The sequence below is a fragment of the Rickettsia sp. MAE-05 genome (genome assembly GCF_057319745.1).
The window spans coordinates 19,544-45,051 of sequence record NZ_JBLTIO010000001.1; the positions used below are offsets into that span (position 1 = coordinate 19,544).

A 25,508-nucleotide genomic window follows, 5' to 3' on the forward strand; every position below is an offset into this window, starting at 1 on the left:
AAATAAGAAATCAAATTAAAGAAATATTTAATTTCATTCCTAGAGCAATAGCGGCACGATCAAGAGTATCAATAGTAACATTAGGGTTGTTAGGGTTTAGAAGTCTATTTACAGCTGATCTACTTGTTTCCATTTTTTCAGCCATTTCTGATTTTGTTATGTGTTTTTGTTCCATAATCTGTTTTATTTGCTGTGCAATAATACGCTTATGAGCTACTGCTGTTACCTCTTCTAATATTCCTATTTCATTAAGAAAATCATCAAAATTAGAACCAATATACTTTTGATTAAGTTTATTCATAATTCTACCTCTTTTTTTCTTTTAAATGCTAAGTCTAATTCTTTATCAGGAGTTTTTTGAGATTTTTTTAAAAACCCATGCAATAGAATCATTTTATTATCTGCTACACAAAAAAATACTCTTCCTATTTTGCCATCTGTTAAATTTGATCTTACTTCATACATTCCTTTACCTAAAGATTTACATACAGGCATTCCAATTGGTCAAAAATATTCTATGACTTTAATGTCTGTACCAATGATTTTACAATCTTTAGGGTCTAATTCAAGTAACCAATCGCGTACCGGTTCTTTTTTAGTTATAGAACGGTAAAATTTTACAGTAAGAGTTTTTGATGTATTAAGCATTATAATAATGTACCATAATTGGTACAATTTAGCAACTAATATAATAAAAAGTATTTAAAACCCAATCTACTTACACAGCTCTATATATTCCTTATTTAATTTTATAACGTTCCAAATCCATAAACTCATCATAACTATAAAAATTACTAATAAATATATTATAATAGAATCAAAGGTAGCAGTCGGAATAATAATAAATATCAAAGACTGTATAAATGCTCCAAGCGATTTACCGAATTTAGTACCTATTACCTCTACGGCAGCTTTTCCCTTAGTTCTAAGCTCTAAAGATAAAGGAATATACGCCATTTCTTTTGTTGAATCGAATAATGAGTATTTGGACGATTTACTAAGTATGTTCTGAATAGCTCCAACAATAATCGCTGCATATAGAAGATTAAAATCACCGAAACATGCTCCTATTTCTTCAATAAAAATTATAAAGATAAAAAACATCAAGCCGGTAATAGACAACATAATAGGAGTTAATAATGCAGAAATGAGCCAACCGAGCCTTCTAAGGATATTGCTGCCTATTACCATGAAAGTAACGCATGATATCCCCATCCAAATATTAAACCTGCCCATAAAGTTAACATAGTCTATAGTGTTTGGATGTAATTCTTTTATTTTTGCTTTCCAAGGTCCTTCGACTATATTTATTAATAATCCATAACAAATTATTAGTAAAGCAATACGACCTATATATTTTGAGTGAATTACTAATTTGATACTTTCAATTACCGAAAGTTTTGTTTTCGTTTTAGCCGTAACTTTTTTTGTATCTAAAACATTTATGGAATCCGTTAAAATAAATCTATTTATTATTCTAAATAGAAGCATAGCAACTATTCCTGCAGCAACAATAATTGACATGATTGGCTGAAGCATTATAGCATTTCCGGCAGATGAATTAAAAGAATCCGGTAATAATTCTGAATCAATGACATCCTGCCCGCTTGAGAAAAAGACAAGTACGCTGCCTGCTATTATAAGACCTATATTACCGACCATTCCAAGAACTGGATAGAATCTTTTAGCTTTAGAAGTATCAAAAATGTGATTGGCAAACTGCCAAAACATTAAGTTTATGACTACTGCACTCCATAATTCTGAGAAAATATACATCAGTGCATAACTCCATTTACTACCTATTTTAATGAACCATTTAAAATTAGGGTATGAAGCAATTAAATTATTTATCATTTCATCGTTAGGATGATAAATATCTTGATTGGGATAAATAATATAGGCAAATAATAAGAAAAATAGTAAAAAACTGCCGACTATAATGTAGAAAATATATTCAAAATTTAATTTATTACTAAGCTTAACATAAAGTACGGTAAAAATTACGCACGAGGGTAATACTAACCATAATTTTAAGAAACTAATAATTTCGGCCCCCATAGAGGGTACTACTAAACTATCTTTGATAGATCTTAAAGCCCCAAAATTAAAAAGGATACATAACATCATTAAAGCCATAGGTATAAATAGCTTAAATTCTTTCCTTTCTATAGGCCAAATTATTTCTTTAACTTTTTCAAAGAAAATTTTAGGCGGTAACATTTTTATTGTAACCTTACATATTAAAGTTAACTTTTAAATCTCTTAAGTGCTAAAGTCAATTAAAATAATTAATTTATATTACTCCAAGGTGTTATTTCTCTATATCGCCAGTAATATTTTGTGATTTTATCTAATTTGTCCTGATTTGTCTTCCATAGTTCATGCTTATCGGTAGTCCATGGCTTAGGTCCTGCATAGTGTAAAATGAAGTAAGAAAAATAAGGGCTTTGATCCTCAAAATATGTCAAAAAGTTCCATCTCATCGACAAAGGATAAATGTAATCATGAAAAGCTATATTTAACACATCTTGATCAGGAAACGAAAAGTCACATTCTGATTTTTTTATAGTTTCTAATATCGTAGATTCAGTTTGTTTTTCTCGCATATTTTTTAAGTTTAAAAATACTATCCCGCTATTTTTGTAAGAATGATCCATATTTCTTTTACATTCTTTTATCAATTTATGATTACAATATGTAATACCTGTATCTATGCTACCTGCGGCAATATAATTACTCATATCTATTTTTTTAAGAGAATTCAAATCATGCAACACTACAATATCCGCATCAAGATATAATATAGAGTCTAGATGAGGAAAGATTTGATCAAAATATAACCTATACATTACTAAACTAGGCCAATTATACGTAAATTTTATTTTCTTATCTTTTAAAGCTTGATTTAATATATTTTCAGGAAAAGTAATAAAATCTATAGAATAATCTCTGATATATTTCATGGAAGCTAGTTTTTCCATTGATTCTTGACTAACAGGGTCATTAGAATCCATAACAATATGAAATCTATAGAAACTATCTAAATCGCTATTTAGTAAACTAGAGGCTATTACTGTACTGGCATGAATAGCAAACTTATCATTAATAGTTAATGCTATATCGAGTATGTTATTTTGCCTTATACCGGTTAACTTAATTACATTTTGTATTTCTTCTATGGCAAGCTTATAATCAGTTTGTATAGTTTTTTCATTAAAAGATGACCTGCCTAGTAAATGAATTAAGCTAAGCCTATATAAACATCTAGCAGTAAGTTCCGGTATATTAAGAGAGATTAAACTATTTAAAAAAGGAATCTCATCCGCTGTATAACCGCTATAATATTTTAGGAAATCATCATCATTTTTTATTTCTAATATTTCTTTTACTTTTCCTTCGTGACCTAAAATAATGAGTTTAGCTAAATTAATCGCAGCTTTTTTAGTATATAAAGTATCTAAACCGTAGCTACCGTTTTTAATCGCTTTATATTGCTGAACTAAAGGAGCATTTTTGTCTAGATAAAGACGTAGTAAGCAATCATAACCCTTTGCTACCTCTAAACGTACCATTCCTTCTTCTACTTGAAAAGAGCAAATTTTTTCTAACCTTGCTTTATCTCTTGAGTTTAAAGATTCGCTATCTTCTAATTGCTCAAGTACTAGATCAAAATTTAATTGATCTTCACGTATGGTACTATAGAACTTTTTATAACTATAAGTTCCAATATCCATAATACAACTTGTATTTTTATGCATTCTGTAATTACTTATGAAAAAAGTAGTAATAACTATTATCAGTAGAAAAATAAAAAAGGATAATATTAAATTCGTACGAGACATTTATATTTATAAAAAATTAATGCACGGATTTTAACAATTAATAACAAAAGAGCAATAATTATTAGGCTCTGTGAAGATTTCTAAAAAGATTATAACTATTTTTTCTTTCTCTTCTTAACTTAAATCGTATATAATTTAAACTATTCATTTTAACTTTATCAGATAAAAATGCCTTCTAAAAAGCAGCTCATCCCTAATAATAATATTTACGAATTACCTACTACTCTTGTAAGTAATATAATTTATCAAATTGAATCAGCTAAATCGCAAGTAGCAAGTTACACTAATAGTACTTTAGTAATGTTATATTGGCATATTGGTTCTCTTATTAATCAAGAAATTCTAAACAATAAACGGGCTGAATATGGATAGCAAATATTATCTCAAATAGCTAAAAGGTTAACCCTACTATATGGCAATGGTTTTGATTTTGCTAACCTTTCACGTATGGTTAAATTTTCTAAATTATATCCTTATCAAGAAATTGTTGTGACAGTGTCACAACAATTATCATGGTCGCACATCATAAGCTTTGTTATATGGCTCATTTTATGTCATTCCCGTGTAGGTGGGAATCCAGTAAAATCTATAAAAAACTTATTGAAGTTATTTTTTTGGATCCCTGCCTACGCGGGAATGACATCGAGTAGGTTTTCCGAATCATGCAATAAGACCCACATCATAAAATTAATACATATATAAAATTCATGTTAAATAACTCTCATTTACTTATTATTTGGTTGTTTGGGCTTATTAGCGGTTTTAATCTAATGATTACCGGTAATACTTTAAATTATTGGCTTGCTAAAGAGGATATAGCACTGCAAACAATCGGTATATTATCATTCATAACGCTTCCCTACTCTATTAATTTCTTGTTAGCACCGATTTTTGATGCAGTGCAAATTAAATATTTAAACAAAATATTCGGTCATAGATTATCTTGGATTTGCTTAACTAGTACTGCGTTAATATTTCTTATATATATTTTCAGCTTTCTAGATCCTCGTACTAATCTAGTATTATTTACCTTTACGGCTTTAATTATTTCTTTTTTAGTGCAGCCCAAGATACTATATTAAGTGCTTTAAGAACGGAAATAGTACCTAAAGAATCGCTTGGGTTTACTTCAGGAATATATATATTCGGTTATCGAATCGGGATGCTTTTAGCCGGTTCCGGAGCTATTTATTTATCTATTTATTTTACATTTAATGAAATATATAAAATCTTTGCCGGCTTAGTATTTATTTATTTAATTTTATTGATTGTAGCTGCTAGATATACTAATTCTTTTGGTCTCGTTGAAGAAAGAATATGTCATTCCCCCTCCTTTTTATGTCATTCCTGCGGAAGCGGGAATCCAAACAATGAATTTTTTATAAAACGTTATTATTCTAATTTCTTAAAGATCTTTCTGGATTCCCGCTTTCGCGGGAATGACATAGAAAGCGGGAATGACATCAGCCTCGCATACTTCATTATTCTTATATTAATTTTCCTAGTATTATATAGATTACCGGATAACTTAATTAACGCTATGATTAATCCGTTTTTGCTTCATCTTGGATATGATGCTTTTGAGATAGCAAGCGTCGGAAAGTTTTGGGGTGTTGTAGGAGCGATAATCGGCGGACTACTTGGTGGCTTTATTATGAAACATAAAAATATATTAAATAGTATATTTTTATTTGGGATTATTCATGCTTTAGGACATATTTTGTTTATTTTTCTTGAAATAAACGGTAAAAATTCTTTATTATTATTTATCACGATAGGAATAGAAAGTATTACTGGTGGTATGACGATGACTGCTTATATAGCTTTTATTTCTTCGCTATGCCAAGGTAAATTTCGAGCTACTCAATATTCTTTTCTTTCGTCGATGATGGGAATTTCACGCTCAATTTTTCCTATAATTTCAGGCTATATGGTAGTAAATTTCGGTTGGCAAAATTTCTTTTTATTTACTACTATTATAACTATCCCCTCTTTGTTAATATTATTAAAGATAAAAACTAAATTACAATAATGAATGATATATTAAGTGCTTTTTTACATGGTATTGTTTTAGCTCTTGGTTTAATAGTGCCGCTCGGAGTACAGAATATTTTTATATTTAATCAAGGAGCAAAACAGCCAAAGTTTAGTAAGGCTTTACCTAGCATAATTGCAGCCTCAATATGTGATACTATTCTTATATGTATGGCAGTTCTTGGGGTATCTTTATTAATTCTTGAAATTTCTTGGTTAAAATTATCTATATTTATTGTTGGATTTATTTTTTTAATTTATATGGGATATAATACTTGGAATCAGCCGCCTATTGATCTTACAATGAATTCCGGGGCTTTTTCAGCTAAAAAACAAATTTTATTTGCTATATCGGTGTCAATATTAAATCCTCATGCTATTATGGATACGATTATAGTAATAGGTACTAGTGCTTTAAAGTATAACGGTATTGCAAAAATTATATTTACCTTAACTTGTATATTTATATCTTGGATATGGTTTTTTTCTTTAGCAGTTGCAGGTTATAATATCAGAAAGCTAAATAAAAGTAGTACGATTTTAACCATAATTAATAAAATAGCTGCTATTATTATTTGGGCAGTTGCTTTTTATATTGGAGTACAAATATTGTATGAAATCGGTTTTATTAACTAGAAATATTGAAGAAAATAATGAAACTATAAAAGAAATAAGTAAATATAATTTAGATTTGCATTATATTCATTGTCCTTTAATTAAATATGAAACTCTAGATTTTAATATTGATATTTTAGATAATTACTCAAATATAATAATTACTAGTAAATACGCAGCAAATATCTTAGCCGGTCATAACTTAAAACAAGATATTTGGGTAGTAGGTAGTAAGTCAAAACGATTATTAGGCAAGAAAGTAATTTATACTGCTAAAAACGTGGAAGATTTGATTAAGCATTTTCCTCCTGATTTATATGAGCAGACTATATATTTATCTTCAAATGAAATTACTAAAGATTTGCCTAATAAAATAGCTAGACATATCATTTATAATGTAGAATATTTGAATGAGCTGCCGTTATCTGTTGTAAAAGAATTTAAAAGTAATATTGACTTTGTACTTCTTTATTCTCAGAATAGTGCTAAAACTTTTTTAAGATTATTACTTCAAAATAATTTACTAGAATATTTACAAGATAGTTTAGTTGTAGCTATAAGTTTGAAAGTTGCAAATATAGTTAGACCTTTTATAAAAAATGTGGTTTATTGTGATGATCAAAATCCTAACGATATAATCAAGTTATTATCCGAAAATGCAAAAATTTGATAGTTTATTTAAAAGCAAAAATATCTTTTTTATAGCAATAGTAATATTTGTCTTATCTTCTTTTACTTTTTATCATAATAGAGCCGATATTTTAAAACTGTTTAAAAGTGAAAATAAAGATTTAAGTCAAATTCCTGATCAAGCAGTAGAAAATAAAGAAAATACCGCAGAAGAAAAGGAAGCAGCCCCTCTATTATCTACTAAATCGCTTTTAAATTACGTAAGTTCTTTAAAGTTCCCTGAAGCACCGGAACCGGATTCCTCGGTCAAGCTACGGGATAATAATGTAGAAGCTCCTATTAAACAATATTCAGTGGATTATATTAATTACTTATTAAATGTAAATCTATTAGTATATAATTTCATGCAGGATAAAGACTATAGTAAGGAGTTAAGAATAGTAAAATCCCGCCTGCTGCCTCAAGATATAAAGAATATTTTAACTAGCCTAGAAGCATATAATAATAATTATCTTTTCTCGAAATCAAGTAATACGGAAGTAATTTTTCCTACCAACCATAAATGGCTGGAGAAATTTATCAAAATTGAGAAAAAACCTTCTGCTATGATAATAAAAGAACAAGATAAAGCTCTAATTTTAGAGAAATTAAACTATCTAATCGATTTTCTTTATTCAGAAAAATTTATGCAGGAGTTTGTAAATAAAGATGTTTAGGTTATTATTAATATGTGCTACTTTTTTACTACTTTATTTTGGGTTCACTTTAATAGAGAGCTTTGATTCAAAAGTTTTTATTAGTTTATACGATTATAATATTGAGACTACTTTGTTCTTTAGTCTTATTTTAGGGTTATTATTACTAATTTCTTGTTTTATTGTCATTAGATTTCTAATATTAATTATCGATTTACCGTCTAAAATACATAATATTTTTAATAAACGAAAAGTTAATCATGATAGATATACTTTAATTTTAGCTTTTGCCGAATATATTATGAGTAATAAAGCTAAATCTGCTTCTATTGCCCGCAAAAATTTATCTTCTGAAGATCTAAAAGATTCACAAGAATTCCATAATTTAATCTTAGCCGTAACTGAAGAGGATGTAGATAGAAAAATTTCCTATTTTCAAAAACTTATTGCATCTAAAGAATTCGCTTTTTTCAGTAGCAAAAACCTAGCAAAACTTTATTATGATAAATCCTTGTATGAGAAAGCAGAAAATTACGCAACAAAGGCTTATAATTTCAATGAACTTGATAGTGACAATTTAATTACTTTAATGCGTTGTTATGCTAGACTTTCTCTATGGACGAAATTTATTTTTATAACAAATAAGCTCGCAAAATTTCATAAACATGAGTCTATGCCGGAAATTGCTGAGTATTATTTATTAGCAGCAAAGCAAGAAGTAGAAAGTAATAATACGGCTAATGCTATAGATTATTTGGAAACAGCTATAGATTTAAATTTTTATAACGATGAATTACTAGAATTTTACTTTAATTTAAATGATAAGCTTAATGTTAATAAAAAGACCAAAATATTAAAAGATGCTTTTCGTATTATCCCTTCTTTAAAATTAGTGCAGCTATTTAAAAAATTTACTTCTCTATCAGATAGGCAAATTTACGAAGAATTAACTCAACAATTAGATGCTAAAAAAGATGAAATATTAATTTTGGCAATAGAAGCTTATTTAGAATTATAGGTGTTGTTGTATCATGTCATTCTTAGCTAAAAGCAGGAATCCAGAAAAAATAGTCTTAATATTGGCAAAACAAACCTAAAAAAACAAGTTTTTTATAGGTTTTACTGGATTCCCGCTTTCGTAGGAATGACATAAAACAAGCCATGCAATAAAGCACTTCGCTACGGCATTGTTGCGTGGACCGTTTTCCGTCATTGCGAGAAGAATTACGTAGTAATTGACGAAGCAATCCAGTTAAAAATTCTGATTTACAGAATTTTTTTAATTATTTTCTAGATTGCCACGTCGCTTCGCTCCTCGCAATGACAGTTTTGGTATCTACGCAACAATGCCTACTCGCAATGACGGATAAGATAAAACCTAATATAAAAATAGTTTCTTTTGGCTCTTACTAATTTCTTCATTTACATTGTTATTATGGTGATGATAATTAGATTGGATCGTTATTAAATAATCACTTATTGCTTTAGAAAATTCTTCAGTTTTATAACGAAAGAAATGGTCAGCCCCATTGATAATTTTATAATCAACTTTAATATGGGATTGTTGCTTAGATAATCTATTTGCTAGGTCTTTTACATCATCCGCCGATACTATACTATCATTATCTCCCTGTAATATAAACCCTGGGATGGGACAAGGTGAAAGGAAAGAGAAGTCATATTTATGAATTGTATTAACCGGCGGCGAAATAGTAATAAAATGATTTATTTCCGGACGTCTCATTACGAGCTGCATAGCTATCCACGCTCCGAAAGAAAATCCTAATATCAGGTTGGACTGAGCATTTGGGTTATTCTGCTGTAACCAGTCGAGAGCTGCCCCAGCATCAACAACTTCACCGACTCCGTTATCAAATTTACCTTGCGATCCCCCTACTCCTCTAAAATTAATACGTAAGACGGTATAACCGTTATCTGCTAAAATTTTATAGGCATTATAAACTACTTTATTATTCATATTACCCTCATATAAAGGATGAGGATGAAGAACTAATGCAATAGGGGCATTAGGCGAGGTAGCTTTTGCATATCTTCCTTCAATTCGTCCTTCCGGACCGTTAAAATAAATTTGCGGCATAATTATTCATAATATTTAATTTGTTCGATATGATATTTTACCACTTTTTCTTATTAGTGCAACTATTCTTAATTAAAATATGATTGTATTGACGCATGCCGCCATATATACTAAAATAGCGGATGAGGCTTCTAATAAATGAAAAGTAAATATATTAAGATTCCTAATAAAGAAACATTAGAATCATTTAAGCAGGCAGAAAACGGTGAGTTTGAAAGCTATAACTTAAAACAATTTGAAAAATTTTTGGAAGATATAGCTAAGTAGTCGTCATTGCGAGCAGCCGTAGGTTGCGTGGCAATCTCGTCAAATATCCTGAGATTGCTTCGTCAAAATTTACAATTTTTCCTCGCAATGACGTTAATACTATTTGGTCTAAGAAAATACTGCTCGCTCGACTGCATCTGTACTATGTTGTACTAAATCCTTAGCGATTTCTTTAGTAACCATCTTTTTTAGACCATTTTTAAGTTCTTGTCTAACACATCCAAGCATCTGCGGTTCTGCTACAATAATCAATTCCTTATATTTAGCTTGATCAGCAGTAGTTACTTTCTCTAAATGTTTAATAACGCTCCTTGCTGCTTCTTTATGTTCTATGTCTTTTAGCGAAGTATGCGGCTCAAAAAGTGATCCTGGGGTAGATTTATTCTGGTAAAGGCTTTGTCTTTTTTCTCTATGGTGATGATGTTCCTCTAAATCTAAAGATAATTTTAAAGGTTTATTAGTAGTAATTTTAATCCCCAATGCGTCGTAAAGCATCATTTGCTTACTATCGATAACTGCAATTAATTTTAACGGTGCTGTACTTGCCATAAATACCTCCATAAGAACTAAGTTGTGATTTGATGATAATACTAATTATTTTTAAAACCTAATAATTTTTGCTTTTCACTATTAATTATTTCTTCAACCTTATCATTAAGAATACGTACGTCTGTTTGCTCCACTTCTTCTTTTTCTATTACTCCAATAATTTTTACCTTTATAGTCCCAGGTCGCTTGAACCAAAAACCTCTAGGCCAAAATAAACCGGCATTATGAGCCATCATTACAATTGGAACTTTAGTAATTGAAGCAAGCTTTACGGCACTTGGCTTAAATTTCACTGTTCTATCAGGTGGGACTTTGGTTGATTCCGGAAATATTATTAACCATAGCCCTTCTTTTATTTTTTCCTGACCTTCTCTTAAAATCTGAGCAACCGAGCTATTAGTACCACGGTCAACCGCAATAGGTTTAACCATCCGAAGCCCCCAACCAAGCAAGGGTATATTAAATAATTCACGCTTTAATACCCAAGAATGTTTAGGAATAATCAGTTGCATAAACATTTGATCCCAAAAGGATTGATGATTAGACACGACTATTGAGATTGTTTTCGGTAATTTCTCAAGCCCCTCTACTTCATATTTTAAACCGCAACAAATTTTTGCAAGCCACACAAAAGCATAAGAAAAAATAATGGCAATTCTGTATCTTATTTGATAGTTGACATTGAAAAATGTTACGGGTATGTAACATATAAGAAAAAAAATAAATGTAAATAACGATAATAATCCGTAAAATGATAAAATCCTTAAACGCCAAAGCATAATTTAACAAAAAATTAATATAATTTAGTATACGAAGATCAACTTGAAAAAGAGCAAGGCGTTTTGAGATTTTTAACCGCAGCGTAGTTAAATCTACGTGAGGATTAAAAATGAAAAACTTTGTTGCCAATTTTTCAAGTTCATCGAGTATATATAACATAATTTTACAACAAGTAAAATAAATAAGGTATTATAATGAAAAAAACTGTTCTTTCCGGTGTGCAAGCAACCGGTTCTTTACATCTCGGTAACTATTTAGGTTCAATTAGAAACTGGGTTAAAATGCAGGAAGAATATAATTGTTTTTTCTTCTTAGCGGATTTGCATGCTATCACGGTTGATATTAAGCCCTCAGAACTTAATAATTCAATTATGGGGGTTCTTGCCGTTTATTTAGCGGCAGGGCTTAACCCCGACAAAGTAACGATTTTTGCCCAGAGTATGGTAAAAGAGCATGCAGAACTTGCTTGGCTACTAAACTGTGTTACACCGCTTGGATGGTTAAAGCGAATGACCCAATTTAAAGATAAAGCCGGAAGCGATCAAGAGAAAGCTTGCCTTGGGTTATTTTCCTATCCGGTTCTTATGGCAGCGGATATATTGATATATAAAGCCGATATAGTACCTGTGGGTGAAGACCAAAAACAGCATCTAGAACTAACAAGAGATATTGCAGGGGTGATAAATAGGAGATTTGATAAAGAAATTCTAAAAGTTCCTGAGGTTTTAATTAGTGAAATAGGTATAAGAATCATGAGCTTACGGGATGGATTAAAGAAAATGAGTAAATCTGATATTTCGGATTTTTCCCGTATCAATTTAAAAGACGATAATGATCTTATTCATCAAAAAATAAAAAAAGCCAAAACTGATCATTTAAGCTTTGTTAGCTATGATAAAGAAACAAGGCCGGAAATTAGTAATTTATTAGATATTTATAGAAGTTTATCCGAAGAAAGTTTAGAAAAAATAATCAATAATTATCAGAACCAAGGTTTTTCAAAATTTAAAGAGGATTTAGCAGAAATTATTATTACAAATCTACAACCAATACGTGATAAATATTTAGAATTAATGAATGATAAAGAATATTTATTAAAAATACTACGCATTGGAGCAGAAAAAGCAAGAATTAGAGCCTCTGAAACGGTTAACGAAGTGAAAGAACAATTCGGATTTGTAATTTAAATTTAATCACTGTCATCCCGTGGAGGCATTGTTGTGTGGATCAATTCCACCGCTGTCCTCCCGTGATTTATTCACGGGATCCAGTTAAAAATACTAATATTATTAGTATTTTTAGTTGCTTTACTGGATACCGTGGACAAGCCACGGTATGACAACTAGAACATTTTTCAAGATTTCCCTTGAAATATATAAGATTATTTGGTATGAATCTTCTTGGATAGGTGGCCGAGCGGTTTAAGGCACTAGTCTTGAAAACTGGCGTACGGGCAACCGTACCGTGGGTTCGAATCCCACCCTATCCGCCAGCTCTATGCTCTTTTATTTTCTTTATAATGCTTAGTATATTTATCTAGTAACATTCTGATCATTTTTTGATAAGGAATATGTGCAGTTGCTGCTTCTGATTTAAAGAATTCTATGCTCTCTTTACTTAAAGAAATGGTTACTTTTACACAATCGTCTTTTAACAACAGTTCTCTAGGATGTGGTAAGAAATCTTTTACTATTTTTACTTCCCCTATTTCCCCATCAGTGTATTTTACTCTCTTGCTCATAAATTCTCTTACCTTTACGCCAGTATCCTGCTCCAAAAATTCTTATATGATTACCTCGAAACATAAAACGGACTGTTAAAATATTACCATCAACTTGACCTAAACAAAAATATCTTTTTTCTGTAATACTATGGTCTATATCTTCTAAAATTATCCTATTCATATCTAGAAAAGCTTCTTGGGCTTCATAAAAACTTACATTATGCTTCCTTATATTAATTTTATTTTTTTCTTCATCCCATTCAAAAGAGCAAGACATTTTTAACCTATAATCATTAATTTAATAATAGTTTGTTTTATAATAAATGTCCATATATTTATATGGGTAATAAACCATATTTTAGGCTAGCAGATTTTAACTAAGACATAACAAGGGGTTTAATGAAAGCCTGAATCAAGGCTAATCTAAACCGGTTAAAGGTTCGGCATAACGTACCACGCTCCCAGCCAGCATTAGATATTTTATATTAGTTATTTACCTAACTTTTTTAGTAAAGATTCTTTCATTTCTTGGTTTTTTAATATAGTTTGTTTGACGTCTTGGTTTATAGTGTCTTCAGGATTTAACTCTAGTGCCTTGTTTATTGTTTCAAGTGCTAAATCATACTTACCCATATGTGATAAAACTACTGCTTTATCTGCGTAAGCATTTGCCTCACTAGGTGCTAATTCTATAGCCTTATCAAAGCTTTCCACTGCTAAACTATATCTCTTTAGGTTATTTAAAATCATACCTTGAAAAACAAATAAATCAGCATTAGTATTATTTAATTTAATAGCATTATTGGCTGCTTGAAGTGCTAGTTCATATCTTTCAAGACTATGTAATGCCATACTTTGACTAAAATAAAACTCCCAATTACTAGGGTTTCTCTCTATAGCTTTGTTATAAGCTTCTAAAGCTAAATCAGTCTTTCTTAAATCATTGTAAATTGAACCTTTAATATAGTATGCATATGAATCATTAGAGTTCAATTCAATAGCTTGATCGCAAGCTTCAAGTGCTAAATCATATTTTTTTAATATACTTAAAGCTGTATATTTGCAGTTATATAAAGTGCTATCGTTAATTTTTATTTCTTTTGCTTTATTACAGGACTCAAGTGCTAAGTTTGGCTTATTTAATGCGAGCAAAGCTATGCCTCTATATTTATAAGCCTCAATTTCATTAGGGTTTAATTCTATCGCTTTATTTAATGCCTCAAGTGCTAACTCTGGCTTATTTAAATTTAATAAACCTAAACCTTTAAAGAGATATAAACCTGAATCTTTAGGTTTTAATTTTAAAGCTTTACTAAAGCATTCAGTAGCTAATTCAAATTGCTTTAAATTACTTAAAGTTAAACCCTTCTCTGCATATAATTCTGCAAAGTTAGGATTTAATTTTAGAGCTTTATTATATAGGTCGTGCAGTTTAGAGTAAATAGTCTATAATCCTCAAACAGTAATAAGAGAGAATTATAGTTAAGGAGTTATGGCAAAAATAGATGTTAAGTGTAGATATTGTAACAACACAGAAGAAGTAATAAAGTCAGGATATTCAATTTCAAAACAACAGAGATATCAATGCAAGCGGTGTAATCGATATTTTCAATTGGAGTATATTAATAATGCATCTAAGCCTGGAGTTAAGGAGCAAATAGTAGAAATGTCAATCAACGGCTCTGGAGTTAGAGATACAGTAAGAGTATTAAAAGTGGGTATCAATACAGTTATCCGTGTTTTAAAAAATCTAGTATTAAAAACAATAAATCATTCTATCAGTACAACAAAAGTAATTATTGCTCCTGAGATAGATGAACAATGGTCTTATGTACAGAATAAATCCAGACAACGATGGCTTTGGTATGCCTTGGATAAGATTTCGTTAAAAGTAGTTGCTTATACGTTTGGTACAAGATGTGATAAGTAAAAAATACACTCAACGGATAGAACGAAGTAACTTGAACCTTAGAACGAGATGCAAGAGGCTTGCACGTAAGACAATCTGCTTTTCCAAGTCATTGGATATTCATGATAAGGTTATTGGTATTTTATTGAACGTATAGCTTTTTAATAGGCGTAACTGCAATATGGAGGCATGACCTATTATATGATTTTAGTGCTAAATCATATTGCCCAGCATGATAGTACTTTGCACCCTGTTTATAATACTCTATAAAAGTATCACTTATATCATATGCTTTGGCTTTACTTATCAGCGGAAAAATCAATAATAAAGCAGAAAGTAAAAATTTAAGATACATAAGATTTACATACCAATTATCTTTTTTAATAATAAAATTATATATCACTAAATTCTACTTATTGCAATTATTAGTTTATTGAATAAAAAGGTATTGCTAACTAACAACAGATATCGTCATTGCGAAGCCACGAAGTGGCTGCGGCAATCCATAAAAATAATAAAACTAGATTGCTTCGTCAATTACTTTGTAATTTTCTCGCAATGACGTTAATTTATTAACCAATCAGTCGTTACTTAGCAATACCAATAAAAATACTAATCAATCCAATTCATCCAACATCATTTTAGCAACTTTTATGCCCACTTCTTTTGAGGTATTTATATCGGTGACTTCGGTGTGGAAGATTATTTTACTGCCGGCGAGATTACCGAGCATGAAATCGGTTTGTATATTATCCGCATCTAGATATTTTGAATAAGCAGCAATCGGTGTACGGCAATTAGCATCTAGATATTCTAAAAATGCTCTTTCGGGTTTTATTAGTTCAAAGGTAGGAAGATGATTAATGCGGCTACATATCTCAAGCATAGCATTATCATCCTGTCGTATCTCAATTGCAATGACTCCCTGCCCTACACACGGTAACATCTGCGAATATTCTATCAAATGGCAATATTCCGGATTAAACGCTCCAAGCCTTTTCAGACCCGCATATGCTAAAATTGTTGCATCAACTTCGCCGGTCATTAGCTTTTTTATTCTTGAATCAACATTCCCTCTAAAAATTGTTACCTTTAAATCCGGTCTTATTTTTTGGATAAATGCTTTTCTTCGCACTGCCGAGCTACCTATTACGGAATTTTGCGGCAGTTCTTCTATGGATTTATAATTTAAACAAACAAACACGTCTCTAGGGTCTTCACGCTCTAAAACAGCAGCTATTACTAGCTCTTCGGGTATTCTACCAGGTACGTCTTTTAAAGAATGAACCGCTAAGTCAATTTTTTTGTCAAGCAAGGCTTGTTCTATTTCCTTTAAAAATAAAGCTTTACCGCCTATATCGTATAATGGTTTATTTTGAATTAAATCACCGCTAGTAATAATGGGTACTATTTCGCAATTAATATCAGGAAAAAATTGTTTGATTTGCTGAATAACTAAATTAGTTTGTATTAAAGCAAGTGGACTTTTTCTTGTACCTATTCTGATAGAATTTATCATTTGTTTTCTGCTATTTCAAAAGGGCTAGTAAAACTTAAAATATTACTGTTTATAATTACTTCATGATTCATAATAACCGGATGATTTACCTCTCCATGCCCTATTCCGTCAGCTTTATAAGCTTCTATATGCGGAATATGATTTAAACAAAAACTTTTTATAGCTTGTTCTACAAACTCATCCCCTTCGGTAAAATCACCGAAAATTATTGCTTCTATACATTCAAATGTACCGGCATTTTTTAATTGAACTAGATTACGATGCACGGCATAGGCTTTTTCATTAATATCTTCAAGCAGTAATATATTACCCTTTTTTAAGTCAATAGAAGTTCCTATTAATTTGCTAAAAACTGTTAAATTGCCGCCTGTTATTTTACCGGTTATATTTTCCTCACTAATTTTATTTATAGGTATAAGTTGTATTGCACTCTTTTTCCCTTCAAGAACATCTATTATAGGAATAATAGCCTGATTAGTAGGCGGTAGTAATGAGGTTAATACTGAACCGTGAATAGTTGTGATATTGTAATGGTTATTTAGTAATAAATGCAAAACGGTAATATCGCTATAGCCTATCAGGATTTTATCCCCTTTTTGCTTTATATTAAAACAATCTTCTACAAATTCACTGCATCCATATCCACTGCGAAAAGCCCAAATTATTTTAACCTGCTCATTTTCCATAGCTTCTTTAAACATCCTCAGCCTTTCCTCTTTAGGAGCAGCAAAAAAAGGTAATTCATCACCTAAAAAAATCTTATCATCTATTAAAGTTTTAAAACCATGCAAAGCTAGTATTTTAATAGCTTCTTTTAATTTATCCCGAGCATCAAGACAGCCTGACGCCGGTGCTATAATTGATATCAAATCTCGTTGTTTGTTAAAAATAATCTTTTTCATAGATAAGGATTTTAATTTATGGCTTGATTTTGCGTCATTGCGAGGAAAAATTGAAAATTTTGACGAAGCAATCTCAGGAGTCTTACTTTATGAGATTGCCACGTCGCTTCGCTCCTCGCAATGACGAGTTGGTAAATCACAAAGGCATCGTAACAATAAACTGGGTCTTCCCCTGTTTATCGTTTTCTGCCCAAATTTTTCCGGCGTGTAGTTCTATTACTTTCTTACAGAGAGCAAGCCCTACTCCTCTACCTCCTGCCGGTGTACGTGTTTTAGAGCTTACGACAAATACGCCGAATATACTCTGCAATTCCTCTTTCAGCACTCCTACTCCATCGTCTTTTATACTGAATACAATACTGTCTTTCTGCTTTTGTAAATCAATTTTTATTATTCCCTCACTACAATAGCTAATAGCGTTAATTATTAGATTATCGAATGTGTGTTTAATATAATGAGGATCACAGTTAAATATTATATTCTCTTCAATATCAGATATAAAATTTAAGGTTTTGCCATTTAGATATAGTTTCTTACATATTTGAATTCTTTCGTGCAGCACTTCGCTTAAGTTTATATCTTTTTTATTTAATTCATAATTAAGACTGGATAATTTTGAGAAATCTAGAATATTATTTATCAAGCTATTTAATCTAATAGAGCTTTTAGCTATAATCTCTACAGCGCTACGACGCTGATCTTCATTAAATTTATCATAATTAGCCCATAAGGTTTCACCAAGGCTAATAATACCGGTTAGCGGTGTATTGATTTCATGGTTTATATTACGTAAGAACTCATGTTTCAAATCAAGTAACTTTTCTAATTCCTGCTCTCTATAATTAACTCTATTACCTAAATGAGTATTTTTTAGGTTAACTAATCTTTCTTGCTCCTGCCTTGGTTTTAAGAATACTATTAAAAGGCTACTAAATAAGGTTAGGAAATATATTACTTTGAATTGAAAACTATCTATGCTAATTAATAACTTCTCATCCATAAAATATTTATAAAACTCTATACTAGCAAACACGCCTGTAACGGTCATAAGTAAAGTAGCTTGCCACCTGAATATCGTTGCAATTATAAGTAAGTTAATTATCGAACACATTAATTGCAGCTGATCAAAACTATTTGATATAACAAGTAAACTACCGAAAAATATTAATATAACGAAAGTAGCAACAAACCAAGATAAAGATATAATATAATTCTTTTTAAATTTTAAAGACCATAAAGGATAAGTGATTAATATTGCAGCAGTGATAAGGGTGGTATGGTAAATAATATTATATATCTCCAAATGGTTCATTATTTTACTACCCGATGTGGTATATAAAGATGAGAACATCGATATTAAAATAAATATACCGACATAACTATAAGTAATTTCTTGATTTGGTAGGGTGCTTTCCCAATATTTAAAGATGTTAAAATTCTTAAGATCACGAAATAAAGTCAAAAATTTTCTTTTTCTCTCTTGCTTGATTATTTTAACGGCTAGCGGCTCTTTTAAAGAATTAAACCCTCCTGGTTGTTTTAAAATATAATGGCTTCCAAGGAAAAAGAGTAAATTTACTATAGTTGCGGGCAATATCGGATAAATACCTAAAACCGCTCTTAAAGAAAATACTTGCCACAATATAATAGTTAATATTGCAGCAATCATACCGATAAAAAAACTTTTGGCACTTGATTTAAAACCGTATATTAACAAAATTAACGGCAAAGTGATTAGCGGCAAATAGATACTAGTCAATAATAGAAATAGATTTATTAAATCTTTCGTATAGAGTGATATAATAAAACCTATTAATCCTATAGTGATTGCCGTTACATAATTACTATTTAGAGAAGCCTTTTTAATTATGTCATTAGTAAAAGTTACCGCTGCAACGTTAATATAAGAGTTGGTACTTGAGATTATCATTGCCATAATAACACCGACAATTAACCCCTTAAATCCTATATAACTTTTAATAATCCGTAAAAACAATTCATTAGTGTTAACACTTGGATCTTGAGATAGTAATAATATTACAATCCAAATAAATAAGGCGGATAAACAAAGACAAATAATTGCCGAAATAAAAAATGTTTTTGATATTTGCTTTGGGTCTTTTGCCATCAATATTCTTTGAAAAATTGAAGGACCAAGCGACGGAATCGCAAAATATATAAAAATATTTAAAGAAATCCAAAATTTAGGACTAGTATAGTGAAACAATCCTTGTAAATCAGTTAGACGGGTCTGTACGTTTGAGTCTATAACTATATGCGGATCGCTAAAAACATTCCATACGACAATTCCTATTACCGGAATAATTGCACTATAGGTAAAAAACTGTACGGCTTCGGTAAAAGTAACCGATTTTACACCGCCAAAAGCAGAATAGCTTATTATTACGGTGGCAATACATAAATCTATGTAAAAATTTGAAATATTAAAGAATAGCTGTAATATTAAACTTGCTGCGTGGAATTGCATGGCAATCCTACCTATAGACATTAATATACTAACTATCGACGTAAGAATACGAACTTTGTTACCGTAAGCCTCCCCTATTATTTCCGCTGCTGATAAGCTACCCAAAAAATTCTCAAAACGAGGAGCTATAAAGTAACTAATTAATAACCAACTAACGACGCTCCCGAATATACTAGGTAATAAGTAAAATAGCCCGTCCGTATATATTCTTGAATTATCGATTAAAAAAGTACTAGTACCGATCCAAGTAGCAATAAGAGTTGCGACTATCGTACCTGTAGAAAAATTCCTTTTTCCTATCGCATATTCACGAATATTTTTTATATTTTTGATATTTAGAAGTCCAACTAGCAAATTAATTGCTAAAAAGCTAGTAAAAATGAGGAGATCTATATTTGGCATAGAGTTAAGTTATAGGGATTTTCTATGCAAATAATAATAAAGATAAAAAAAGAAACAAACAATATTTTTGTGTAGTTAAAAAAGTATGTCATTCCTGAGAAGAAGTATTGTTGCATGGCTCGTTTTATGTCATTCCTGCGGAAGCAGGAATCCAAATAAAAGCTCGATCTATCTCGCTTTATGATGGATTCCTGCTTCCGCAGGAATGACATAAACAATGCAATAACAAGACGATAATACATTATCTCTTATTCATAAGGATTAAATTCTTCTATTGCTTGACCTAATGATGCTACAGTATAATCATTATTATACCAAGTTGTGTACTCATCAAGTGCATTGTGACAAGCATCATAATCAGCTATAGCTGTTTTTTTCGCTTCTAATATATCTGCAGCAGTTTTATTACCCACCATCTTGATACTTGGATCAAACGGCGGCTTGTTTTCTTTATTTAATAAAACTTTTAAAGTCAGAAGTTTTGGGGTGCTAGCATTAACTTTTGAATTATTTAAAAATAATCTATGGCTAGGCGTCGCTGCATCTTGAGTACATTGACTATTTACATTACCGCCGGTTTTTATTAAAGTTTCTACGATTTTAGTAGCGTTATAGTCACTATACCAATCAAGTGGTGTTCTACCACTCTTATCAGAGAAATTTACATCAGGTGTTGTATACATATTGTTTATACATTTTTCTAAGAATTCGGCTCCTAATTCACCGATCCATGCTATTGTATTAGAATTCAATTGATCCATAATGTTAGGATTAAATCCTTGTTGTTTTACTATTTTTTCTATTATAGGCTCCGCTAAAGATTTTAGCTCTTTAAAATTGTTGATTAACAATGTTTTTTCTTGACCGGATGCTTTTGAAATATCTTGTTTAATAGACCATATTATATTACCAAGCGTAGCAATCATATTATTACCGCCGGTAGAATTTTCAAGATTACAATTTTCTAATGTTTTTTCTGCTAATTCCTTTACATTTTTTATTAAAGTTTTAAAACCTGCTTGAGCTAAATATTTATGACCGTTATCGGGTATTTTAGATATTGTATTTTGTATTTGTAAAGTACCGTTAGCTAATAAATTTAATATATTATTTGCTTCAAGCGAAGGGTTAGTTCCAAATTTTAGCAAATTTTCAACTATTTTATAATATTTATCCATTTGAGTTTGAAATAAACTTATATTTTGATTACTCGGATTATTAGTAATAAGCTGATATTTATTTAAATATGTATTTACATAAATATTTATTGCAGAATATAAAGCGGTATGATTATCTTGACCAAGATCGTTAATATCTAAACCTAACGACTTTAATTTTTCGGTTTGGTCTTTACGGAAATCATCCGAAATATGCGGCTCCATAGCAACACGGAAAAAATTATGAATTTGTGCTTTTTCAGCTGCAACAAATTTATCCATTATTTGAGAATTATTATGAAATACATCCATTACCTTAGAGCTATTACTCAAAATTCCCCACACAAGTATAGTATTACCGGCTCCGTCTTTCTTACCCCAATTAGTTTCAGGGAGGGAGATCATTTTGCTTAATATCTGTACAGCAGTATTTTCTAAAGCATTTTTAACGTTCTGATCTTGTTTTTGAGGTATTAAATTACAAAGAGTTTCAAAAATATTAAGATTGTTGTTAACATTATTGACATTATCTTTATTTAAAGCCGTTGGTACAGACATTATATCTTGTATACGTCCGGTATTAAGTAATTCAAAAGGTGTACGTGTATCAGGAATATTAATATCAAGACCTATTTGTTTAAATTTTTCGATTTGCTCGTTTTGGAAGGTAGAGGCAAGATGGTTTGATTTTAAAACACGTGTAAAATTTTGCATTTGTGCTTTTTCAATTGCTATAAACTTCGTTGTTGTATATGGATTTTTATGAAATACATTCATAATTTCAGAAGAACCGCTCCAAATACCCCATTCAAGTATAGTATTATCGGCTCCATCTTTCTTACCCCAATTAGTTTCAGGGAGGGAGATCATTTTGCTTAATATCTGTACAGCAGTATTTTCTAAAGCATTTTTAACGTTCTGATCTTGTTGTTGAGGTATTAAATTACAAAGAGCTTCAAAAATATTAAGGCTGTTGTTAAGCTCATTAACATTAGTTCCATTTAAAAACTGCGGTATATATTGTATGTTTTGTATATTTCCTGAAGTTAACAATTGAAAAGGTGTAGTCATAAAAGTATCCAATTTATATTAATTTTTTATAAAAAATACCATGAAATATGGTTTACGTCTAGTTATAATACATATAATACGTGAAAACTTAATGAGCATCAAGTAATTATTAAAAAATTAACTATTGTTAATACCAAGGTGCGAGAGATAAGTTTATTTTAATTCCTTTAACTGTGATATCAGATTTTTTACAGGCAAGATATTTTTCTTCTCTAATTAAGGCGATTGCTTTATTACGGTAACTTGAACATATTACACCGATTTTATCGTTATCTGTGAGTATTTCTTCATCTTTAACTAATGAGGATAAATCTTCATTTGCTGTAATTTTATATATCTTTCTTCTTATAACCCCTTGATATTTAGCCCTTGAAATAACTTCCTGACCGACATAACAGCCTTTGTCAAAACTAATTGCCTTTAACTCCTCAGCACCGTACATATTTGGAATGGATTTATCTGTGATTAAATCTTCCACACCGTCTATTATTGCGAAATTATATTTATCTTCTAGATATAAGGACGCTGGATTCTCGCTTCCGCAGAGAGATGTTGTTGCGTAGTTCTCCAAACCGTCATTGCGAGTGACCATAGGGAGCGTGGCAATCTCAGGAATTTTGTCCGAGATTGCTTCGTCGACGCCCATGGCGTCTTCTCGCAATGACAAAAAAGATGACACGATTGAGCGAAAACCAAGCATAGAATATCTCGGATCACGAGACGTAACTAGCGTGTCTATATCTAATTTTTGATGTGAATAGACAATTTTATACTCTTCACTAAAATCTATTATTTGTATTTTTGAGCGAAATTTATAGAAGTTTAAATGCTCTATCAAAGCAGCTTTATTACTTTTATCAATATCAAGGTAAATTTCCTCAAGGTTATGAACATACACGAAAAAATCAAATAAATATCTTCCTTGATTATTAAGCAAATAGGTATAACAGTAGCTGCTCTTACAAATATCGTTAGTAATGAGATTTTGTAGGAACTTTACCGAATCTAAACCTATTATTTTGATAATCTCTCTATTACTTAATATTTCATACATAATTATAATATTATTGACTTTATAGGTGCCTAACTACTATACTCTAAATTTATATAAATTAAACTTAATAATCATGAGATGTTCATCTTACTGTACTTCTTCCGAATATAAGATGAGTGATCTAGTTACTAATTTAAAAAAGATTGGTCTTGAGCCTCAGCATTTTGACGATGTTTTATATATTCGGAAAGAGATAAATAAAGATTCTGATTTTATAGAGATATTTTTCTTTCCGTTTGGCTGTGTAACTATTTGGGGCGGCGATGAAATTCAAGAAAAAATAGTTTTAAGCGATACTGATTTAGTAACAGTAAATAAGCTCAAAGAGCCGGTATCTGATTATATTTATTTTGAATATAATACAGAAGCCCCGAAAACATTTATTGACGAAGAAAAAAATAAAATAATCTTAGCAGATAAATCAGTCTTTGTTAAACTTTCTATTTCCCATGCTCTTGCACAATCGGTTAAACTTAGCGTTCTTGAGCAATCCGTTAGTAACTTGATTGTTCAGACCACTCCTATTCAGCAGGAACTAGCTAGAACCGGCAGCGTATCGCTTTCAAAAAAGGAGATATTACAGCAAATAGGTATATTATTTAACGAGCGTTATTCAATCAGTTTGCATAGCGATATATTCGATACTCCGGAATTCTTTTGGCGTCGTCCGAGCTATGAGCCTCTATATCTGATGACGGCAGAGTTTCAAGACATAGAAATACGGCAAAATATAATGAATCATCGGCTTAATATGATTCACGAGCTTTTAGACATTCTTTCAAATGACCTTAATTATAAACATTCTACCAAACTTGAGTGGATTATTATTATTTTAATCGGTCTTGAAGTTGTCTTGTCGTTATCTCATACTAATCTTTTCTTAAAAATTATCGGAGCTTTATAAATAGCTTCTATGCAAATTATCGATAATCAAAAAACATTAGAAGAATTTTGTAACAGGTTAGCAAATAAGACATGCTTAAGCATAGATACGGAATTTGAGCGTCGCTATACCTATTATGCTCAGCTTAGTATAATTCAAGTTAAAGCAGAAGAATATTGCGGAATAATTGATGCGTTAAGCAATTTAGATCTGAATATTTTTAATAAGTTACTTGCAGATAATAATATTACTAAAATATTTCATGCTCCTCGGGAAGATTTAGAGATTTTCTATAATTTATTTAAAACCCTACCTTCTAATGTTTTTGATATACAAATTGCAGCAAATATTTGCGGATTCGGTAAACAGCTAAGCTATGATGACCTTTGTTATAAGTTAATTGGTATTACTATCGATAAAACCCACCAAAAATCTAACTGGCTAAAACGCCCTATCACTAGTGATATGTTAAATTATGCAATGTTAGATGTGGAGTATTTGTATAAGATATATAAAGAGCTAAATAATATAATTATTAGAAATAATTTAACTAATAAATACCAAACTACTCTTAGTTCTTTATTAGACGTTAGAAATTATAAGGTTGAGCCGAAAAATGCGTGGAAAAAAATAAAATATAGAAGTGATGATGAGAGTTTTAACCGTAAAATTCAAGCACTTGCAGCTTATCGTGAAGAGAATGCACAAACTATAAATATTCCTCGTAAGCATTTTATTTTAGATGAAGATTTAATAAAGCTTAGTAAATACCCGCCATTGAATCACAAGGATTTTAAAAATCTAAATTTAAAAAGTAAATATTTACACAAACAAAAATATAAAGATGAAATAATAAGTTTGTGTAATAACTTATAAGAAAAAAGCTACAA

24 protein-coding genes, 1 tRNA gene and 6 pseudogenes are annotated in these 25,508 nt (G+C 30.4%); 13 read left to right on the plus strand and 18 right to left on the minus strand.

Translation table 11 applies throughout. The features are described 5' to 3' along the window. Window positions 1–10: 10 nt before the first annotated feature. The 5 genes from ACNFN7_RS00125 to ACNFN7_RS00145 all read right to left on the minus strand — a co-directional run bounded on the left by ACNFN7_RS00125 (window position 11) and on the right by ACNFN7_RS00145 (window position 3,758). Window positions 11–301: a helix-turn-helix domain-containing protein gene (locus ACNFN7_RS00125; RefSeq protein ID WP_485440385.1), complete on the minus strand. Its 291-nt coding sequence runs from the start codon at window positions 299–301 to the stop codon at window positions 11–13. Next, window positions 298–495, minus strand: a complete 198-nt coding sequence (locus ACNFN7_RS00130; RefSeq protein ID WP_485440386.1) for a type II toxin-antitoxin system RelE/ParE family toxin — start codon at window positions 493–495, stop codon at window positions 298–300. The genes ACNFN7_RS00125 and ACNFN7_RS00130 overlap by 4 nt, the downstream gene beginning before the upstream one ends. Window positions 496–504: 9 nt before the next feature. Next, window positions 505–648: a hypothetical protein gene (locus ACNFN7_RS00135; protein WP_485440387.1), complete on the minus strand. Its 144-nt coding sequence runs from the start codon at window positions 646–648 to the stop codon at window positions 505–507. Between the two features lie 66 nt (window positions 649–714). After that, complete coding sequence (gene tlc3 / locus ACNFN7_RS00140; RefSeq protein WP_485440388.1) at window positions 715–2,220, minus strand: nucleotide exchange transporter Tlc3; 1,506 nt, start codon at window positions 2,218–2,220, stop codon at window positions 715–717. Between the two features lie 68 nt (window positions 2,221–2,288). After that, complete coding sequence (locus ACNFN7_RS00145) at window positions 2,289–3,758, minus strand: glycosyltransferase family 8 protein (protein WP_485440389.1); 1,470 nt, start codon at window positions 3,756–3,758, stop codon at window positions 2,289–2,291. Window positions 3,759–4,010: 252 nt separating this feature from the next. On the opposite strand from ACNFN7_RS00145, the pseudogene ACNFN7_RS00150 reads away from it, so the two are divergent. The 7 genes and pseudogenes from ACNFN7_RS00150 to ACNFN7_RS00180 all read left to right on the plus strand — a co-directional run bounded on the left by ACNFN7_RS00150 (window position 4,011) and on the right by ACNFN7_RS00180 (window position 8,834). Then, window positions 4,011–4,544: pseudogene (locus tag ACNFN7_RS00150) on the plus strand (DUF1016 N-terminal domain-containing protein). 5 nt (window positions 4,545–4,549) lie between these two features. Continuing rightward, a pseudogene (locus ACNFN7_RS00155) lies at window positions 4,550–5,874 on the plus strand (AmpG family muropeptide MFS transporter). Further along, window positions 5,871–6,512: a LysE/ArgO family amino acid transporter gene (locus tag ACNFN7_RS00160; protein WP_485440847.1), complete on the plus strand. Its 642-nt coding sequence runs from the start codon at window positions 5,871–5,873 to the stop codon at window positions 6,510–6,512. Before ACNFN7_RS00155 ends, ACNFN7_RS00160 begins: the two are co-directional and overlap by 4 nt. Next, window positions 6,490–7,161, plus strand: coding sequence for a uroporphyrinogen-III synthase (locus ACNFN7_RS00165; RefSeq protein WP_485440390.1), 672 nt, complete (start codon window positions 6,490–6,492; stop codon window positions 7,159–7,161). The genes ACNFN7_RS00160 and ACNFN7_RS00165 overlap by 23 nt, the downstream gene beginning before the upstream one ends. Beyond that, window positions 7,148–7,408 (plus strand): annotated as a pseudogene (locus tag ACNFN7_RS00170) (hypothetical protein); the annotation flags it as partial. The gene ACNFN7_RS00165 and the pseudogene ACNFN7_RS00170, both read left to right, overlap by 14 nt. A gap of 63 nt (window positions 7,409–7,471) precedes the next feature. After that, window positions 7,472–7,837, plus strand: a pseudogene (locus ACNFN7_RS00175) (hypothetical protein); the annotation flags it as partial. Next, entirely contained in the window at window positions 7,830–8,834 is a 1,005-nt protein-coding gene (locus ACNFN7_RS00180; protein WP_485440391.1) for a tetratricopeptide repeat protein, read from the plus strand. The pseudogene ACNFN7_RS00175 and the gene ACNFN7_RS00180, both read left to right, overlap by 8 nt. 184 nt (window positions 8,835–9,018) lie before the next feature. Here the strand turns inward: ACNFN7_RS00180 and ACNFN7_RS00185 are convergent. Together ACNFN7_RS00185 and ACNFN7_RS00190 are read right to left on the minus strand one after the other, a co-directional pair. Next, window positions 9,019–9,163, minus strand: a pseudogene (locus ACNFN7_RS00185) (zinc ABC transporter substrate-binding protein); the annotation flags it as partial. Window positions 9,164–9,194: 31 nt separating this feature from the next. Further along, entirely contained in the window at window positions 9,195–9,914 is a 720-nt protein-coding gene (locus ACNFN7_RS00190) for an alpha/beta hydrolase (RefSeq protein ID WP_485440392.1), read from the minus strand. A gap of 138 nt (window positions 9,915–10,052) precedes the next feature. Here ACNFN7_RS00190 and ACNFN7_RS00195 point away from each other — a divergent pair, with 138 nt between their 5' ends. Next, a complete protein-coding gene (locus ACNFN7_RS00195) occupies window positions 10,053–10,181 on the plus strand; it encodes a hypothetical protein (protein WP_485440393.1) in 129 nt (42 codons plus the stop codon). A 108-nt stretch (window positions 10,182–10,289) separates the two neighbouring features. Here the strand turns inward: ACNFN7_RS00195 and ACNFN7_RS00200 are convergent, their stop codons facing one another. Beyond that, window positions 10,290–10,730, minus strand: a complete 441-nt coding sequence (locus ACNFN7_RS00200; protein ID WP_485440394.1) for a host attachment protein — start codon at window positions 10,728–10,730, stop codon at window positions 10,290–10,292. 41 nt (window positions 10,731–10,771) lie between these two features. Continuing rightward, window positions 10,772–11,509, minus strand: coding sequence for a lysophospholipid acyltransferase family protein (locus ACNFN7_RS00205; protein WP_485440395.1), 738 nt, complete (start codon window positions 11,507–11,509; stop codon window positions 10,772–10,774). Window positions 11,510–11,704: 195 nt separating this feature from the next. Here ACNFN7_RS00205 and trpS point away from each other — a divergent pair, with 195 nt between their 5' ends. Next, on the plus strand, window positions 11,705–12,697 hold the full coding sequence (gene trpS / locus ACNFN7_RS00210; protein ID WP_485440396.1) for a tryptophan--tRNA ligase: 993 nt from the start codon (window positions 11,705–11,707) through the stop codon (window positions 12,695–12,697). Between the two features lie 215 nt (window positions 12,698–12,912). Continuing rightward, window positions 12,913–13,002 (plus strand) — tRNA-Ser (locus ACNFN7_RS00215). A gap of 3 nt (window positions 13,003–13,005) precedes the next feature. On the opposite strand, the gene ACNFN7_RS00220 is transcribed toward ACNFN7_RS00215, so the two are convergent. From ACNFN7_RS00220 to ACNFN7_RS00230, 3 genes are all read right to left on the minus strand, one after another. Further along, entirely contained in the window at window positions 13,006–13,251 is a 246-nt protein-coding gene (locus ACNFN7_RS00220) for a CopG family transcriptional regulator (RefSeq protein ID WP_485440397.1), read from the minus strand. Further along, a complete protein-coding gene (locus ACNFN7_RS00225) occupies window positions 13,226–13,510 on the minus strand; it encodes a BrnT family toxin (protein WP_485440398.1) in 285 nt (94 codons plus the stop codon). Before ACNFN7_RS00225 ends, ACNFN7_RS00220 begins: the two co-directional genes overlap by 26 nt. 212 nt (window positions 13,511–13,722) lie before the next feature. Next, the gene (locus tag ACNFN7_RS00230) at window positions 13,723–14,676 is read right to left on the minus strand and encodes a tetratricopeptide repeat protein (protein WP_485440848.1); all 954 of its coding nucleotides are present in this window, start codon (window positions 14,674–14,676) and stop codon (window positions 13,723–13,725) included. Between the two features lie 49 nt (window positions 14,677–14,725). On the opposite strand from ACNFN7_RS00230, the pseudogene ACNFN7_RS00235 reads away from it, so the two are divergent. Beyond that, window positions 14,726–15,299, plus strand: a pseudogene (locus ACNFN7_RS00235) (IS1 family transposase). On the opposite strand, the gene ACNFN7_RS00240 reads toward ACNFN7_RS00235, so the two are convergent. From ACNFN7_RS00240 to ygfZ, 6 genes are all read right to left on the minus strand, one after another. Continuing rightward, window positions 15,285–15,545 (minus strand): hypothetical protein, encoded by a 261-nt coding sequence (locus tag ACNFN7_RS00240; RefSeq protein WP_485440399.1) that lies wholly within the window; start codon window positions 15,543–15,545, stop codon window positions 15,285–15,287. The pseudogene ACNFN7_RS00235 and the gene ACNFN7_RS00240 sit on opposite strands and share 15 nt — an antisense overlap. Window positions 15,546–15,758: 213 nt before the next feature. After that, the gene (hemC, locus tag ACNFN7_RS00245; protein ID WP_485440400.1) at window positions 15,759–16,661 is read right to left on the minus strand and encodes a hydroxymethylbilane synthase; all 903 of its coding nucleotides are present in this window, start codon (window positions 16,659–16,661) and stop codon (window positions 15,759–15,761) included. Beyond that, window positions 16,658–17,563 carry an LD-carboxypeptidase gene (locus ACNFN7_RS00250; RefSeq protein WP_485440401.1) on the minus strand — a complete coding sequence of 302 codons (906 nt, stop codon included), beginning with the start codon at window positions 17,561–17,563 and terminating at the stop codon, window positions 16,658–16,660. The genes hemC and ACNFN7_RS00250 overlap by 4 nt, the downstream gene beginning before the upstream one ends. A 136-nt stretch (window positions 17,564–17,699) precedes the next feature. After that, window positions 17,700–20,453: a sodium:solute symporter family transporter gene (locus ACNFN7_RS00255; protein WP_485440402.1), complete on the minus strand. Its 2,754-nt coding sequence runs from the start codon at window positions 20,451–20,453 to the stop codon at window positions 17,700–17,702. 248 nt (window positions 20,454–20,701) lie between these two features. Next, window positions 20,702–22,681: a hypothetical protein gene (locus ACNFN7_RS00260; RefSeq protein WP_485440403.1), complete on the minus strand. Its 1,980-nt coding sequence runs from the start codon at window positions 22,679–22,681 to the stop codon at window positions 20,702–20,704. A gap of 127 nt (window positions 22,682–22,808) precedes the next feature. After that, window positions 22,809–23,735 carry a CAF17-like 4Fe-4S cluster assembly/insertion protein YgfZ gene (ygfZ, locus tag ACNFN7_RS00265; protein ID WP_485440404.1) on the minus strand — a complete coding sequence of 309 codons (927 nt, stop codon included), beginning with the start codon at window positions 23,733–23,735 and terminating at the stop codon, window positions 22,809–22,811. Window positions 23,736–23,847: 112 nt separating this feature from the next. Here ygfZ and ACNFN7_RS00270 point away from each other — a divergent pair, with 112 nt between their 5' ends. Then, a complete protein-coding gene (locus ACNFN7_RS00270) occupies window positions 23,848–24,639 on the plus strand; it encodes an RMD1 family protein (RefSeq protein WP_485440405.1) in 792 nt (263 codons plus the stop codon). Window positions 24,640–24,648: 9 nt separating this feature from the next. Further along, entirely contained in the window at window positions 24,649–25,494 is an 846-nt protein-coding gene (locus ACNFN7_RS00275) for a ribonuclease D (protein WP_485440406.1), read from the plus strand. The last annotated feature ends 14 nt before the right edge of the window (window positions 25,495–25,508 follow it).

What these genes read in the sequence shown, in the direction of transcription:
- ACNFN7_RS00125 (WP_485440385.1), bottom strand. Translation starts at nt 301, where the DNA reads ATGAATAAACTTAATCAAAAGTATATTGGTTCTAATTTTGATGATTTT.
- ACNFN7_RS00130 (WP_485440386.1), bottom strand. Translation starts at nt 495, where the DNA reads ATGCCTGTATGTAAATCTTTAGGTAAAGGAATGTATGAAGTAAGATCA.
- ACNFN7_RS00135 (WP_485440387.1), bottom strand. Translation starts at nt 648, where the DNA reads ATGCTTAATACATCAAAAACTCTTACTGTAAAATTTTACCGTTCTATA.
- tlc3 (WP_485440388.1), bottom strand. Translation starts at nt 2,220, where the DNA reads ATGTTACCGCCTAAAATTTTCTTTGAAAAAGTTAAAGAAATAATTTGG.
- ACNFN7_RS00145 (WP_485440389.1), bottom strand. Translation starts at nt 3,758, where the DNA reads ATGCATAAAAATACAAGTTGTATTATGGATATTGGAACTTATAGTTAT.
- ACNFN7_RS00165 (WP_485440390.1), top strand. Translation starts at nt 6,490, where the DNA reads ATGAAATCGGTTTTATTAACTAGAAATATTGAAGAAAATAATGAAACT.
- ACNFN7_RS00180 (WP_485440391.1), top strand. Translation starts at nt 7,830, where the DNA reads ATGTTTAGGTTATTATTAATATGTGCTACTTTTTTACTACTTTATTTT.
- ACNFN7_RS00190 (WP_485440392.1), bottom strand. Translation starts at nt 9,914, where the DNA reads ATGCCGCAAATTTATTTTAACGGTCCGGAAGGACGAATTGAAGGAAGA.
- ACNFN7_RS00195 (WP_485440393.1), top strand. Translation starts at nt 10,053, where the DNA reads ATGAAAAGTAAATATATTAAGATTCCTAATAAAGAAACATTAGAATCA.
- ACNFN7_RS00200 (WP_485440394.1), bottom strand. Translation starts at nt 10,730, where the DNA reads ATGGCAAGTACAGCACCGTTAAAATTAATTGCAGTTATCGATAGTAAG.
- ACNFN7_RS00205 (WP_485440395.1), bottom strand. Translation starts at nt 11,509, where the DNA reads ATGCTTTGGCGTTTAAGGATTTTATCATTTTACGGATTATTATCGTTA.
- trpS (WP_485440396.1), top strand. Translation starts at nt 11,705, where the DNA reads ATGAAAAAAACTGTTCTTTCCGGTGTGCAAGCAACCGGTTCTTTACAT.
- ACNFN7_RS00220 (WP_485440397.1), bottom strand. Translation starts at nt 13,251, where the DNA reads ATGAGCAAGAGAGTAAAATACACTGATGGGGAAATAGGGGAAGTAAAA.
- ACNFN7_RS00225 (WP_485440398.1), bottom strand. Translation starts at nt 13,510, where the DNA reads ATGTCTTGCTCTTTTGAATGGGATGAAGAAAAAAATAAAATTAATATA.
- hemC (WP_485440400.1), bottom strand. Translation starts at nt 16,661, where the DNA reads ATGATAAATTCTATCAGAATAGGTACAAGAAAAAGTCCACTTGCTTTA.
- ACNFN7_RS00250 (WP_485440401.1), bottom strand. Translation starts at nt 17,563, where the DNA reads ATGAAAAAGATTATTTTTAACAAACAACGAGATTTGATATCAATTATA.
- ACNFN7_RS00255 (WP_485440402.1), bottom strand. Translation starts at nt 20,453, where the DNA reads ATGCCAAATATAGATCTCCTCATTTTTACTAGCTTTTTAGCAATTAAT.
- ACNFN7_RS00260 (WP_485440403.1), bottom strand. Translation starts at nt 22,681, where the DNA reads ATGACTACACCTTTTCAATTGTTAACTTCAGGAAATATACAAAACATA.
- ygfZ (WP_485440404.1), bottom strand. Translation starts at nt 23,735, where the DNA reads ATGTATGAAATATTAAGTAATAGAGAGATTATCAAAATAATAGGTTTA.
- ACNFN7_RS00270 (WP_485440405.1), top strand. Translation starts at nt 23,848, where the DNA reads ATGAGTGATCTAGTTACTAATTTAAAAAAGATTGGTCTTGAGCCTCAG.
- ACNFN7_RS00275 (WP_485440406.1), top strand. Translation starts at nt 24,649, where the DNA reads ATGCAAATTATCGATAATCAAAAAACATTAGAAGAATTTTGTAACAGG.